This window comes from Bacillus sp. AF62, assembly GCF_050312695.1.
Classification (GTDB): Bacteria; Bacillota; Bacilli; order Bacillales; family Bacillaceae_G; genus Bacillus_A; species Bacillus_A cereus.
This window is the reverse complement of record NZ_JBNPJZ010000101.1, coordinates 53683-69485: the sequence shown is the minus strand read 5'-3', so window position 1 is coordinate 69485 and position 15803 is coordinate 53683. Positions and strand designations below refer to the sequence as shown.

Here is a 15803-nt window from a genome sequence, read left to right as displayed (position 1 = left end):
GAAAAATATGTATAAACGTTTTATATGTTGGTTTATTATATTCCTTTTCATTTTATCTGGAATAGTTTGCTCTATTATTTATAAGCTTGACCCATTGTATGTATATAAATTTAAGAAGAACGATTATTTTTATGCTACTGAACGCTATCAAATGCCTGGACTTATTAGACATATGGATTATGATACCTTATTTGTAGGAACTTCTATGGGAAGAAATTTCCTTGAACCTGACGCTAATAAATTACTTCATACTACCAGCTTTAATGGCTCTCTTCCAGGTTCAACAGCTAGGGAACAAAATATGACAGCCCAGTTAGCTACTCATTCAAGAACTGTTAAAAATGTTATTTGGGAGCTTAATTTATATTCATTCTCTGGAAAACCTGAATGGGTATCAGAAGGTGCTTCACCATTTCCAACTTACATGTATGATATAAATAAGTTAAATGATATCCAATATTTAATTAGCCCGTATTCTCGAAAAGTAGCATTACAGAATATGAAATTAAAATTAGATCCAACAAAATCTCCACAGGATCCCCATTGGCTATACAAATTTGGAGATGAAGAGCCAAAATTCCCAGTAGATATAGCTAAAAGGGTTATTGACGGAACACCCCATCAATCAATCAGCGATGGTTGGTATCATGAACAAATGCTTAAATCTTTTGATTCTAATATTATTGAACTTGTAAAACAAAACCCGGAAGTACAGTTTACATTTTTCTATGCGCCATATCCAGTAACATATCACGTAGTTATGGATAAAAACGACTCAAAGCATACAAAGGAAAATATGTTATTTAAAAAAGAAGTATACACTAAATTAGCACAACTAAAAAATGTAAAACTCTATGATTTCCAAGATCAAAAAGAAGTTACGTATAATCTTTCTAATTATATGTCTGATCAAACGCATTATTACAGATATATAAATGATTGGATTGTAAAACAATTAGCAACAACTGAACCGATTACTAATAAACAAGATTACGAACAAAGATTAACTAACTTCTCTAATGAAATACGGAATTTCGATACTTCTAAGCTAGTGAATTCAGATGAAAGACCTAAATAATAAAAAAGGTAACAATGAAAACTATCATTGTTACCTTTTTATATTGTAATACCCCATAAGTCTCAAGCGGAATTCTTTTAAAGTTGGATATATCTCTAAATTAGATAACATCCCTTGAATAACCGGGATCCTTGAATTAGACAATCTCATTTCCGCCTCTAAAACATCTAATGTAACCAACAGCTCATCATCCTCTAATTGATCAGCTAGAGTGCGCTTAAATCCAATAATTTCTTTTAAAAAATGCTCTTTAACTTGTTCCTTAATGAGCTCTGATTTACAAAGAAATTCTCCAAGCTTTTCTTCATGTAAAATAGGCTCTTCCGAAGACTCTACCAAGCCATCTACTAGATTATCTACTCTTTTTAAAATAAAAGCAGAGACGTAAGATAAATCAATTTCTGTTGCTTGTAAAATAATTAATTCTAAATACCCACGGCATACGCCTTCCACCATAATTACTAAATCCAATAAATATGGCATAATCTTTTCACCATAAATGGACAATAAACTATTTCGATAAAATGCATGAGACTCTAACTTCATCCGCATCATAAATTCTTCCACTTCTTTATTAAACGGAATCGCATTTTCTCTCGCATGCATAATAATAAACTCTTTATGCCTTTGTATATCATTAAACTGACAATGTAATTGTTTTGCAAATTTTTCACGTGGTAACAAAGACTCTTGCTCAATATCCAGCATTTTCTTTTGAATTTTGTCATAATAATATCGAAGTGTCGCTAATAAAAGCTCATCTTTTGATTTAAAATATAAGTAAAAAGCTCCCTTAGATATACCACTAGCTGTCACAATTTCCTGCACTGATGTCGCATTTACACCCTTAGTAGCAAATAACTTCATAGCCGATTCTATAATTAAACGCTCTTTTTCTTTCATATCTTCTCTCCTAAATTTAATCTCGCATCTTATTATGGATTTATTATACCATCTCTTTTTATTGACGATTGACCAAACGGTCAGTTATATTATGTATTAGACTGACCAGTTGGTCAATATAATAAAAAGGGAGCGCAAACATGAACAAAATCATCAATTTCTCGTTAAAAAATAAGTTCGCAGTTTGGCTACTAACCATTATTGTTACTATTGCGGGAATTTACTCTGGCCTCAATATGAAGCTGGAAACAATTCCTGATATTACAACACCGATTGTGACAGTAACTACGGTCTATCCTGGTGCTACACCAGAAGAAGTAGCCGATAAAGTTTCAAAGCCGATGGAAGAACAACTACAAAATTTAAGTGGTGTTAACGTTGTTAGCTCATCATCTTTTCAAAACGCATCTTCTATTCAAGTAGAATACGATTTTGATAAAAATATGGAAAAAGCAGAAACAGAAATCAAAGAAGCTCTCACAAATGTAAAGCTCCCTGACGGTGTTAAAGACCCTAAGGTTTCACGAGTAAACTTCAATGCTTTTCCTGTTATTTCGTTAAGCGTAGCAAGCAAGAATGAATCTTTAGCTACCTTAACTGAAAATGTAGAGAAAAATGTTGTACCGGGATTAAAAGGACTTGATGGTGTTGCATCTGTTCAAATTGCAGGTCAACAAGTAGATGAAGTACAGCTCGTCTTCAAGAAAGATAAAATGAAAGAACTAGGACTAAGTGAAGATACTGTAAAAAATGTGATTAAGGGATCGGATGTATCTTTACCACTTGGCTTATACACATTTAAGGACACGGAAAAATCAGTTGTTGTAGATGGCAATATTACAACGATTAAAGCATTAAAAGAACTTAAAATCCCAGCTATACCTTCCTCACCTAACGGTCAAGGTAGTCAAAATGCTGGCGCTGGTGCACAAACGCCGCAAATGAATCCAGCTGCTATGAACGGGATTCCAACAGTTACATTAGACGAAATTGCTGACATTAAAGAAGTTGGGAAAGCAGAATCCATTTCTCGAACAAATGGAAAAGAAGCAATTGGAATTCAAATTGTGAAGGCCTCTGATGCAAATACAGTTGATATTGTAAATGCAGTAAAAGATAAAGTAAAAGATCTTGAGAAAAAATATAAAGATTTAGAGATCATTTCAACATTCGACCAAGGTGCACCTATTGAAAAATCAGTTGAAACAATGCTAAGCAAAGCAATTTTCGGTGCTATCTTTGCGATTGTTATTATTATGCTGTTCCTACGAAATATTCGAACAACGTTAATCTCTGTCGTTTCAATACCACTTTCTTTATTAATTGCTGTTTTAGTCATAAAGCAAATGGATATTACGCTTAACATTATGACACTTGGAGCAATGACCGTTGCTATAGGCCGCGTTGTCGATGACTCAATTGTTGTTATTGAAAATATTTACCGACGTATATCGTTATCAGAAGAGAAATTGCGCGGAAAAGATTTAATTCGTGAAGCTACGAAAGAAATGTTTATCCCAATTATGTCTTCTACCATTGTAACAATTGCTGTATTTTTACCACTTGGACTAGTAAAAGGTATGATTGGTGAAATGTTCTTACCATTTGCCTTAACTATCGTCTTCGCTTTATTAGCATCATTACTAGTAGCTGTTACAATCGTACCGATGCTAGCTCACTCTTTATTTAAGAAAGAGAGTATGAGGGAAAAAGAAGTACATCATGAAGAAAAACCAAGTAAATTAGCAAATGGTTATAAACGCATACTTGCATGGGCTTTAAATCACAAAATTATTACATCAAGTATCGCTGTCCTTCTATTGGTTGGTAGTCTTGCACTTGTACCAGTTATCGGTGTAAGTTTCTTACCTTCTGAAGAAGAAAAAATGATTATTGCAACATATAATCCTGAACCAGGTCAAACGTTAGAAGACGTTGAAAAAATTGCAACAAAAGCTGAGAAGCACTTCCAAGATAATAAAGACGTCAAAACAATTCAGTTCTCATTAGGTGGAGAGAATCCAATGAGTCCTGGTCAATCAAACCAAGCAATGTTCTTCGTGCAATATGATAACGACACGAAAAACTTCGAAAAAGAGAAAGAACAAGTCGTTAAAGATTTACAGAAGATGTCTGGCAAAGGCGAATGGAAAAACCAAGACTTCGGAGCAAGTGGCGGTAGTAATGAAATTAAACTATACGTTTACGGAGATAGCTCAGAAGACATTAAGCCTGTCGTAAAAGATATTCAAAATATCATGAAGAAAAATAAAGACTTAAAAGATATAGATTCTAGTATTGCAAAAACATATGCAGAGTACACTTTAGTCGCAGATCAAGAAAAACTAAGTAAAATGGGCTTAACGGCTGCTCAAATTGGAATGGGACTTTCTAATCAACATGATCGCCCTGTTCTGACAACAATTAAAAAAGACGGTAAGGATATCAATGTATATGTAGAAGCTGAAAAACAAAATTATGAAACAATCGATGACTTAACAAATCTCAAAATTACAACACCACTTGGTAATGAAGTAGCTGTGAAAGATGTTATGACTGTAAAAGAAGGTGAAACATCGAATACAGTAACACACCGAGATGGACGTGTTTATGCAGAGGTTAGTGCAAAACTAACATCTGATGACGTTTCAAAAGCATCTGCTGCAGTCCAAAAAGAAGTAGATAAAATGGATCTTCCTTCCGGTGTAGATGTTTCTATGGGCGGTGTTACTAAAGATATTGAAGAATCATTCAAACAACTGGGCTTAGCGATGTTAGCTGCGATTGCCATTGTATACTTCGTTCTTGTCGTTACATTTGGCGGTGCTCTTGCACCATTCGCAATTTTATTCTCGCTACCATTCACAATTATTGGGGCTCTTGTTGCCTTATTAATCTCTGGTGAAACATTAAGTGTATCTGCAATGATTGGTGCGCTTATGTTAATCGGTATCGTTGTAACAAACGCAATCGTGCTTATCGACCGCGTTATTCATAAAGAAAATGAAGGTCTATCAACACGTGAAGCTTTATTAGAAGCTGGTGCAACACGCCTTCGTCCAATTTTAATGACTGCAATTGCAACAATCGGTGCTCTTATCCCGCTTGCATTAGGATTTGAAGGTAGTGGCTTAATTTCTAAAGGACTTGGTGTAACAGTAATTGGTGGATTAACAAGTTCAACGTTATTAACACTTCTTATTGTTCCAATCGTTTATGAAGTATTAAGCAAGTTCAAAAAGAAAAAAGCAAAATAACAAAAAAATAACCTCGCTAACTGCGAGGTTATTTTTTATTTCCAAACAAGATTAGGAAATCGCCATAGCCTTCTTTCTCTAATTCCTCTTTTGGAATAAATCGAAGAGCTGCGGAATTAATACAGTAACGAAGGCCATTTGGTCCTGGACCGTCTGGAAATACGTGCCCAAGATGTGAGTCTCCTTCTTTACTTCTCACTTCTGTACGTGTCATATTATGACTCACATCCATCTTTTCTTTCACACTTGCTGACATAACTGGTTTTGTAAAACTAGGCCATCCACATCCACTATCAAATTTGTCTAGAGAAGTAAACAGCGGCTCACCTGAAACGATGTCTACATAAAGACCTTCCTCTTTATGGTTCCAATACTCATTTCGAAATGGTGGTTCTGTACCATTTTCCTGTGTTACATAAAACTGCATCTCATTGAGTTTTTCTTTTAAATGAGCATTATCCTTTGGCCAATGTTGCTTAATAAAAGCATCTCGTCCTGATCCTTTACGATATAACTCATAGCGGAATGTGTTTTTCTTATGATATCCTTGGTGATATTCTTCAGCTGGATAAAATGTAGCTGCTGGTAATATTTTTGTCGCAATTGGTTTTGAAAAGCGTCCACTCTGCTCAAGCTCTTCTTTTGAGGCCTCAGCTTTTTTATGTTGTTCTTCATTATGATAAAAAATCACCGTTTCATAAGACTGCCCGCGGTCGTGGAATTGTCCCCCAATATCAGTCGGATCAATTTGTCTCCAATATATATTTAACAATTCCTCATACGGCATTTTATTTGCATCAAATGTAATTTGTACTGCTTCATAATGTCCTGTTGTTTCTGAGCACACTTCTTTATACGTTGGGTCCTCTTTATGACCGCCTGTATAACCTGAAACAACCTGTATAATTCCCTCCATCTCTTCAAATGGAGAAACCATACACCAGAAACACCCTCCAGCAAATGTAGCCAATTCTACCTTTTCATTTACAGCCATTACTTCACCCCTATTCTATATTCTCCTTACAGTATGGCATAAGAAACATAATGTTATAAAAGAAAAAGCATCGAACATCGATGCTTTTTCTCTACTTCACTTTATTTTGTTCCAACATCCTTCTCAATTTCATCACTTGTCACGTCTAAAACATCTAGTAAGAAAATGAAGATTGGAATACCGATAATCAGTCCCCATACACCTAAGAAGTGCTCTGAGAAAATTAATACCATAAAAGTATAGAAAATCGGTAAATTTGTTTTTTGCGACATAAACTTCGGATTTAATACGTAACTTTCAAGCGCATGAATCACTGTTACGATAACTAAAATATAAACAACGTACATAATACCGCCAATATTGTAAGCAATCATACAAAGTGGGAATAACGAAATGATAACCCCCGCTACTGGAATTAATCCAAGCAAGAAAATCATTAATGCTAAACCTAATAATTGCGGGAATCCTAATATCCATAGTGCAATCACGGATAAAACACAGTTAACAACTGCAATTAAAAATTGTGCTTCGATTACTTTTCCGAATGAACGTGCAAATTTCTTACCGAAGTACTCAATTTCAGTATAGAAAATTGCAAGCCTGCTTTCTTTAAACTTTGCAGTAAAACCAACAATACGAGATTTTTCTAGTAAGAAAAACAAACTCAAAATTAAAGAAAGTAAAACTTGAAGACCAAATTTACCAACATTCGTAATTGATTTATACAAAATGTCTACGCCTTGTCCTACATATTTAGAAAGCTCCATATGATTGACAGCATTAACTGCATACTTAATTAGTTCACTATCTGGTGGGTTTCTTAAAAATACATTGAATTGGTAAATCAATTGTGAAATTTGTATCGTTAATACTGGTAAATATTTAAATAGCGTAATAGCAATTCCACCAATTAACATTACATATAGAAATGCTATAATAATTTTTCGATTAATAGGCATGAAATGATCTAATTTGCGGGAAATAAACTTTTGGAATCGATCCATTAAATACGTGAGAATAAACGTAATTAATATTAAATTCAACATACTTTGCAGCCCGTATAACACGAGAGCAAGTATTACTAATACGAGTAACCTCTGAAATCCTTTGCTTTGAAACAGGTTTTTTATTTGCATAATCGACGAATACTCTCTCCTGTCCTATAAACTAAAACGTTAATAAGTAGATTTCTCTCTCTTTTCTACTTTTAATTATTCATTCATATTAAGATTTTTATAAACTCATTATATGCCTACCTTAACAGGTATATAGTAGCTTACTTCTTATTTTACAATACAATGACCTAATTCAAAACGTATTCTACATAGTATTAATGAAGATTTAAGGAAACTTACATTTTTTTAAATAGGTCTTACCACTACTGTAACATAAAAAGCAAGCTATCAGTAGAAATCTGTCCTACAAATAGCTTGCTTTTCTTATTTTTTAAGAGCCTGTTTAAAATCTTTTCAATAAAATTGCCACACCTGCCAATAAGCAAATCTGTCTACTATTTTCAAGTGTTCGTTCACAATTCTTCCATAGTCTACGGTAATTTTCCAACCAGGCAAAGGTGCGTTCCAAAATCCAGCGTTTTGGTAACACGACAAATTTGTGAAGTTCAGAGCATTTGATGATTTCAACTGAACAATCAATCGTTTCTTTTATTGATTACGCAAAGGATGGTCCTATATATCCTCCATCACAAAGTATATTTGTTACTTTTTCCAATGTTTTCTTGTGCCTTTCACACATTTGGATGGCGCCCTCTCGGTCTGTTATGTTCGCAGTTGTTACATCAATTGCATGAATGAGACCGTCCGTATCTACAGCGATATGACGTTTGATTCCTGACACTTTCTTTCCGGCATCATAACCCTTTTCACCAGCTATCCATGTGTTTTTCACGCTTTGTGCATCTACGATGCAGAAACTTGTCTCATTCTTACGTCCACCTTGCTCGCGATAGGTTTCAACCAATTTTTTTATGCACTTTTTCGAGAAGACTTATGCCATTCTCGTCTACTTTCCGCCAAATCTGATAGTAGAAATAAACAGTTTGCCAGTTTGGGAAGTCACATGGTAGATTGCGCCATTGACAGCCTGTGGTAAGCACGTATAGTACGCCGCAGAATACCTCATATAAATTAACTGTGCGTGGACGCGTCCTTTTACGTGCGTTTTCCAAATCTTCTCGAATGAGTTCAAACTGTTCACGTGAAACGTATGTATCATAGAAAATATCCTTTTTGTACAGATTATACCATAGATTCTAAACAGGTTCTAAGTAAGTTTTACTATCCAATGAATGGCATGAACATCGGGATGACAACTACTGTTACAACCCCAACTACCGTTACAGCGATACTTGCCATCGCTGCCTCTACCTCACCCATTTCAATTCCTACTGCAACTCCTAGTGCATGGCCCGCTGTTCCAAGTGCTAAACCTTTTGCAATCGGATGTTTCACTCTAAATGTTTTTAAGAATAATGCTCCTAATGCGTATACGATAACTGCGTTGAAAATAACCGCAAACGATGTAATTGCAGGAATACCACCGATACTTTCTGAAATTGGTAACGCAATTGCTGTTGTTGCTGCTTGTGGTAGCATTGAATTCATTACTGCTGTATCTAAACCGATTGCTTTTGCAACAATGAACACGACAATTACTGAACAAATAGATCCAACCACGATAGCTGATAAAATTTGCCACCAATATTTTTTCAACTTATCAACTTGTTTATATAGTGGGATAGCGAATGCAATTGTTGCTGGCTCTAAGAAGAAACTAATCATTTTTCCACCAGTATTATATTCTTCAAAAGTAAAGTTACCTACCTTTAGAAAGACAATCCCTAATACCATCGCTACGAATAATGGTGTAAATAGGAAGAACCCTTTTGAATGCTTGAATAATAATGTTCCGATTCCGTATGCGATTAATGAAACGACGATTCCGAAATATGGAGTCATTGTGCTTGCCATGTTCATTACCTCCTAACAATATATAAATTCAATGGTTACGCAACCTTTCCGTGCTTGCGTCCTTTATTTACTACTTTCAATTCTTTTGTATCTTCTGTTTCTTTTTCATCTTTTCCTAAAATGAATTGTGCAAATAATCCTGTTACAGCGAGTAAAATAACTGTTGCTACAACAATTACAGTTAAAATTTGTACAAAGTATTGCCCCATTACACCAAGAGAATTGATAACTGAAATACCTGATGGGACGAAAAGGAATCCGATAATACCGGTTAAAGCTGTTCCAAGTGATTCAACTTGCTCCAATTTAATTACTTTTAAACATAATAGACTAAATAAAATAACTAACCCGATTACCGATGAAGGCATTGGAATTGGTAAATGCGTTGCAATAATATTTGAAATTAACATAATAGCTGAGAATATAAATGCTTGTGATAAGAAACTATTTACTTTTTTCGTACTCATTTTGGCCACCTCTTTCGATTTGGTACCTTTATTGTATAGGATATAAACACCAAAGTAAGCGTTTACATAATGGAACGTCAAATATACAGAATCAGTTACAAATATAAAAGGATGAAATACAAAAGCTGCTTCTTAAATACGAAGCAGCTTCTTGAGTTCTTTTGCATATGTACGGCTAACAGGTACTTTCGATCCTTCTTTCATGATTAAATTATAAGTAGAATTGAACCATGGCTGAATTTCAGTAATATGATTAATATTCGCAATAAAGCTACGATGGATGCGCATGAAGCTTGCTTGTGGTAACTTCTTCTCTAAAATTACAAGTGTATCATGTGTTACATACGTTTCCCTCATTGTTTTTACTGTTACTTTCCCATCTACAAGCCCTACATATATAATGTCTTCAATATTCACAAGTACGATTGATTCTTCAATTGGTAATGCTAATTTATGCATCTCTGCTGCTACATCTGTCCCCTTTATTTCGTGCTTCGTTTCTATTTGCGCTTGTTTTTGTTTTTTATACTTCTTTAATGTTTGCACAATACGTTCTTCATCAAATGGTTTTAAAATGTAGTCTAACGCATCTACTTCAAATGCTTGCAGCGCATATTGATCATAGGCAGTAGCAAATACAATTGCAGGTGGATTTTTCATCTTCTTTAATATATTCGCGATTTCAAATCCGTTATCATCGGATAATTGAATATCTAAAAACACAATATCTGGTCTACTTTGCATTAGTTCTTCTAATGCGTCTTCCACACAATCAGCCTCACCAACTATCTCAACTTCTTTCGTTCTCTCTAATAAATACTTTAGTTCATCACGTGCTAACATTTCATCGTCAACTACTAATACTTTTAACACCCGGCTCTTCCTCCCCTACTTTTTTTGGAATAATAAAGGTAATCTCCGTCCCTTTATTTAATTCACTTTCGATATGAAGCATCGTTTCTTTCCCAAATAACCCAATAAGACGTTCATTAATATTATATAAAGCTGTTCCAGTCCCTTTCTTTGATGAAACTACCATCTTTCCTAATTGTTCTAAACGTTCTTCCTCAATTCCCTGTCCATTATCTTTTACTTCAAAGTGAACCATACCCTCTTTTTCAAAAACATGCACTTCCACTTCGCATATTGGTTGCTTCTTCGGAAAAGCATGTCGCAGTGCATTTTCAACCAATAGTTGAAGAACAAATGGTGGTACTAAAGTTGTCTTTAGCTCATCCTCAATATACATCTTTACCTCATACTTATTTGGGAACCTTGCTTGTTCTAGTGATAAGTATGCCTGTACGTGGTTTAATTCTTGCTCTAGTGGAATCAATAACTGACGTGCCCCTTGCAAATTACAACGAAAATACACGCTCAGCTGTAATAGTAACTTCCTTGCTTTTTCTACATCTGTTCGGCATAAAGCTGATACTGTATTAATCGCATTAAATAAAAAGTGCGGGTTAATTTGCGCTTGTAATGCTTTTATCTCCGCATCTTGAAGTAATTTACTTTGCAACTCAGCTTCTCCTAACTCTAACTGCGTGGAGAATATCTTTGCTAACCCTTCTGCTAATTCTTCTTCAACGCGACTTAACTGGTTAGAATTTTTGAAATACAGTTTTAATGTACCTATCGTATTTCCATGTGAAGTTAGTGGAATAACAATAGCGGCTTGTAAGGGACAGCTTTCATGTTGGCAATTAATAACCTCACGTGATTTCGCCTTCATTATTTGCCCTGTATGTAAAACCTCTTTTGATAAACCAGTTATTAAACTATGTGAAGGAATATGGTGATCTGATGCTAATCCAACGTGCGCTAATATTTTCTCTGTATCTGTTAAAGATACCGCATCCGTTCCTGTAAAGCGGTGAATAATTTGTGCCACATGCTTACACGATTCTTCTGTTAAACCTTGACGAAAATACGGTAACGTTTTATCAGCAATACGCAATACTTTATGAGTCTGAAGTGCTTTTGCATTCTCCTCCTGACGCAAAATAGCTTGTATCATAGAAAGTAAAATAAAACTTCCAAAACTATTTACAAGAATCATCGGTATCGCTATTGTTTTCACAACGCTAATTCCATCCTCTATAATTAATAAAATCATAACCATTTCTAAAGATACGATAAAAACACTTAAAACTGCTGAAAACTTAGGAGTAATTGTACGATTATATTTTTTGAAAATATATCCGATATAACCAGTTATAATCCCCGCTAAAATAGAAGAGATTGCGCAGCTTAGCGCTGTCGTACCACCAAGCATATAACGATGAATACCAGCAATAAACCCTACTCCAACCCCTACGATAGGGCCACCAAGTAAGCCACTAATACCAACACCCATAATACGCGTATTCGCAATTGTACTTGACGAAGAAACACCTTGTAACCAATTTTCATTCATAATCGTATTTCCTGCTATTTCAATCCCAGTGTAATTGCTTACAATTGTAAATACCGAAAAAATACAAATAAGCTTAAGCTTATCTACATAGCCATCCTGTTTATGAAGGAGACGTCTGAAAGTTTTAATATGAGAGAGTAAAAATCCTAAAATAACTATAAGTCCGACTCGTTCAATCATCATGAGTACTAAATTTAGCATCTTTGATTCATTCCTTTTTATTTAGTTAGTTTTATTATGGGAAAATAATGAAGTCGGCGTCAAGAAGAACGAAATATTTTTTGAAATATTTTACACATAATAACTTCCTCTTTATTTGACAATACAATAGAAGAGTGCTAAAAATAAAGTAATATAATACAGTCCTTTAACCCAACCCCGTGAGGTTGAGAAGGAAGTCGGAATACAATATACGTATGTTCTTTTTTGGGGATACGTATGCTTTTTTGGCCTTCTCATCATATCAGGTGAGAAGGCCTTTTGTTATTCTTCCATAGCGACTGTAGAAAATAAGGAGGAGTAATAATGAACGTCACTACTGATGTACAACAAATAACAGAGGAGACGAAAGCGAAAAGATATAAAACATTATTTGGTTCTGCGCTAGGATATGCAGCAGAAGGTTTAGATATGTTGCTATTATCTTTCGTACTTGTCTATATTTTAAAAGAGTTTCACTTAAGTCCTGTTGAAGGTGGAAACTTAACATTAGCTACCACAATAGGGATGTTAATTGGTTCTTATTTATTTGGACGTATTCGTACAATGGCCTTCACAATCTTACTGTTTTCACTAGCAACCGCACTCATTTATTTCGCAACAGACTACTGGCAATTATTAATTCTTCGCTTTTTAGTTGGAATGGGAGTTGGTGGTGAATTCGGAATCGGAATGGCCATTGTAACAGAAACATGGTCTAAAGAAATGCGCGCTAAAGCGACATCTGTTGTTGCACTTGGATGGCAATTTGGTGTACTGGTTGCTTCACTCCTTCCAGCATTTATTGTCCCGCATTTTGGATGGAGAGCCGTTTTCTTATTTGGATTAATTCCAGCTTTACTAGCTGTCTATGTCCGTAAAAGTTTAAGTGAACCGAAAATATGGGAGCAAAAACAACGCTACAAAAAAGAACTATTGCAAAAAGAAGCTGCAGGTAAATTAACACCTACTGAAGCAGAACAACTAAAACATATAAAAAAATTCCCACTTCGAAAGTTATTTGCCAGTAAAAAAGTAACAATCACAACAATCGGTCTTATTATTATGTCATTTATCCAGAACTTCGGATATTACGGAATCTTCACATGGATGCCAACTATTTTAGCAAATAAATATAACTATACATTAGCAAAAGCAAGTGGCTGGATGTTCATTTCTACCATCGGTATGCTAATTGGAATTGCAACCTTTGGTATTCTAGCTGATAAAATTGGTCGTCGTAAAACTTTTGCAATTTATTATATTGGCGGTACAGTATACTGCCTCATTTACTTCTTCTTATTCACAGATTCAACATTATTATTATGGGGAAGTGCATTGCTTGGATTCTTTGCAAATGGAATGATGGGAGGATTTGGGGCAATTTTAGCTGAAAACTATCCTGCTGAAGCTCGCTCTACCGCAGAAAACTTTATTTTCGGTACAGGACGTGGATTAGCTGGATTTGGGCCTGTTATCATCGGCTTACTCGCTACAGGTGGCAACCTACTTGGAGCATTGTCCCTGATTTTTATCATCTACCCAATCGGGTTAATTACAATGCTACTATGTGTACCAGAAACAAAGGGAAAAGTATTAGATTAAACGTAAAAGAGGAAGCATCTCATTTAAGATGCTTCCTCTTTTACGTTTTTATTTATTTTGATTTACTAGCCTTCTGAAATAAGAATGCAGTTTTATCTTCTTCTTTTACAATACCTTGTTTTAATGCTAATTCTCCCGCAACTTTAGGCGCTAACCATAGCATCGGGAATAACAAAATTGATACCGGAACTGCCGTCACTACGATAAACGATTGTAGCGCATTAATACTTCCTTCACCCATATATAAAAGAATTGCTGCAACTGCTCCCATAATAAGCGACCAAAAAATTCGCAAACTAATTCTAGGATCTCCGTCTCCAGTCACTGCCATTGAAATGGAATACGCCATTGAATCTCCTGTTGTCACTACAAATAAAATTGTTAATAAAAGAAATGCTGGTCCAATAATATTAGAAAGTGGCAATTGTCCTGTAATTGCAATCATAGCTGCCGGCATACCAGATTCACTTAATGCATCCGAGATAGAACCAGGATTCATTAACTCATAAAACACACCTGATCCACCTAATATAGTAAACCAAAACGTTGTAATAATAGGTGCGATAATTCCAATTGCAACGATGATTTCTCGAATCGTTCTCCCTCTTGAAATTCGACTCACTAAAATTACCATCATTGGTCCGTATCCAATAAACCATCCCCAGAAAAAGATTGTCCAAGATCCTAACCAACTTGTATCACCACGGTATGTGCTCATCGGTATAAACTCACTTACATAAAATCCAAACGAAGAAACAAACGAATCAATAATAAATCCACCTGGCCCAAATAGTAATATGAATGCCATTAACAAAATTGCTAATCTAACATTTAAATTACTTATAATTTGAATCCCTTTATCAATACCTGTTACTGCCGATATGGTAGACACGGCCACTACACAAACAATAATTGCTAATTGAGTAGTAAATACATCAGAAATTCCAAATAATTCTTGTAACCCATAACTTGCTTGTAAACCTAAAAATCCAATTGGGCCAATTGTACCTGCAGCTACTGCAATAATTGCAGCTGCATCAATTATCGTTCCAAGCAGGCTCTTTCTTAATTTTTCCCCAAAAATAGGATATAAAAGCGTTCGAGGTTTTAGCGGCATACCTTTATGATAATGTCCATACATCATAACTACCGCACTAATTGTACCTAAAATCGTCCATGCTAAAAATCCCCAATGCATATAACTTTGTGCTAAAGCAGGCATAACTGCTTCTTTCGTTCCAGCAGATATACCATCATGTATTGGTGGCACCGTCATCAAATGGTACATTGGCTCTGCTGCTGCCCAAAAAACGCCACCTCCGGCAAGTAATGTAGACATAATAATAGCAAGCCATTTTGCCGTACTAATCTCAGGTTTTTCTAATCCCCCAAGTTTAACTCTCCCATATTTGGAGAACGCCATACACATCGCAACAATAAATGTACCTAATAATAAAACTTGCCAGAAGGCACCAAAATATTTAATTGAAAAAGCGAAACTGTTATTAATCGCGCTCTCTACATAATCCTTGTTCAAAAAAACTGCAATTACAAATAATAAAAGTGAACCACCGCTAATAATAAACACAGGCCAATCAGTTTTTCGACTCTTCATCCTCATTTACACTTCCTCCTTCCTCAGCAATCTAAAAAAACAACTTTATTATGTTTTATTGTTTAAACCCAAAACACAATAATTATATATGCATAACATTTTATCGACTTCCCACATACTTATGTTGTCCCTAAAAATATGCCAAATCCCTTATTAAAAAGAAAAAATCTCTTTCTCTTACATAAAAAAGCAAAACAAAAGACCTTATATTTCTATAAGGTCTTCGAAACAGAAATTTGATTATAACATAAGGAACTCCTTGGTTCAAAAATCCTCT

General features: G+C 35.0%; 11 protein-coding genes and 1 pseudogene. 3 read left to right on the top strand and 9 right to left on the bottom strand.

Features of this window, described 5'->3' with window-relative positions:
• Nucleotides 1-7 precede the first annotated feature (7 nt).
• Nucleotides 8-1078: a hypothetical protein gene (locus tag ACQRBL_RS26650; RefSeq protein ID WP_411995857.1), complete on the top strand. Its 1071-nt coding sequence runs from the start codon at nucleotides 8-10 to the stop codon at nucleotides 1076-1078.
• A gap of 30 nt (nucleotides 1079-1108) precedes the next feature.
• On the opposite strand, the gene ACQRBL_RS26645 is transcribed toward ACQRBL_RS26650, so the two are convergent.
• Nucleotides 1109-1981 carry a TetR/AcrR family transcriptional regulator gene (locus ACQRBL_RS26645; RefSeq protein ID WP_023523618.1) on the bottom strand — a complete coding sequence of 291 codons (873 nt, stop codon included), beginning with the start codon at nucleotides 1979-1981 and terminating at the stop codon, nucleotides 1109-1111.
• Nucleotides 1982-2121: 140 nt separating this feature from the next.
• Here ACQRBL_RS26645 and ACQRBL_RS26640 point away from each other — a divergent pair, with 140 nt between their 5' ends.
• Complete coding sequence (locus ACQRBL_RS26640; RefSeq protein ID WP_411995858.1) at nucleotides 2122-5238, top strand: efflux RND transporter permease subunit; 3117 nt, start codon at nucleotides 2122-2124, stop codon at nucleotides 5236-5238.
• Between the two features lie 28 nt (nucleotides 5239-5266).
• Here ACQRBL_RS26640 and msrB read toward each other — a convergent pair whose 3' ends face one another.
• The 7 genes and pseudogenes from msrB to lytS form a co-directional block, all read right to left on the bottom strand.
• The gene (msrB, locus tag ACQRBL_RS26635) at nucleotides 5267-6232 is read right to left on the bottom strand and encodes a peptide-methionine (R)-S-oxide reductase MsrB (protein ID WP_000290179.1); all 966 of its coding nucleotides are present in this window, start codon (nucleotides 6230-6232) and stop codon (nucleotides 5267-5269) included.
• A 101-nt stretch (nucleotides 6233-6333) separates the two neighbouring features.
• Nucleotides 6334-7368 (bottom strand): AI-2E family transporter, encoded by a 1035-nt coding sequence (locus ACQRBL_RS26630; RefSeq protein WP_001166009.1) that lies wholly within the window; start codon nucleotides 7366-7368, stop codon nucleotides 6334-6336.
• Nucleotides 7369-7690: 322 nt separating this feature from the next.
• Nucleotides 7691-8474 (bottom strand): annotated as a pseudogene (locus tag ACQRBL_RS26625) (IS5 family transposase).
• A 55-nt stretch (nucleotides 8475-8529) separates the two neighbouring features.
• Nucleotides 8530-9222: an antiholin-like protein LrgB gene (gene lrgB, locus ACQRBL_RS26620; protein WP_000168869.1), complete on the bottom strand. Its 693-nt coding sequence runs from the start codon at nucleotides 9220-9222 to the stop codon at nucleotides 8530-8532.
• Nucleotides 9223-9257: 35 nt separating this feature from the next.
• Nucleotides 9258-9689 (bottom strand): antiholin-like murein hydrolase modulator LrgA, encoded by a 432-nt coding sequence (lrgA, locus tag ACQRBL_RS26615; protein ID WP_023523620.1) that lies wholly within the window; start codon nucleotides 9687-9689, stop codon nucleotides 9258-9260.
• 132 nt (nucleotides 9690-9821) lie between these two features.
• A complete protein-coding gene (locus ACQRBL_RS26610) occupies nucleotides 9822-10562 on the bottom strand; it encodes a LytR/AlgR family response regulator transcription factor (protein WP_000921848.1) in 741 nt (246 codons plus the stop codon).
• Complete coding sequence (lytS, locus tag ACQRBL_RS26605; protein WP_000933592.1) at nucleotides 10540-12309, bottom strand: two-component system sensor histidine kinase LytS; 1770 nt, start codon at nucleotides 12307-12309, stop codon at nucleotides 10540-10542. The genes ACQRBL_RS26610 and lytS overlap by 23 nt, the downstream gene beginning before the upstream one ends.
• A 324-nt stretch (nucleotides 12310-12633) precedes the next feature.
• On the opposite strand from lytS, the gene ACQRBL_RS26600 reads away from it, so the two are divergent.
• A complete protein-coding gene (locus ACQRBL_RS26600; protein WP_411995859.1) occupies nucleotides 12634-13911 on the top strand; it encodes an MFS transporter in 1278 nt (425 codons plus the stop codon).
• 52 nt (nucleotides 13912-13963) lie between these two features.
• On the opposite strand, the gene ACQRBL_RS26595 is transcribed toward ACQRBL_RS26600, so the two are convergent.
• Entirely contained in the window at nucleotides 13964-15532 is a 1569-nt protein-coding gene (locus ACQRBL_RS26595; protein WP_411995860.1) for a BCCT family transporter, read from the bottom strand.
• Nucleotides 15533-15803 lie beyond the last annotated feature (271 nt).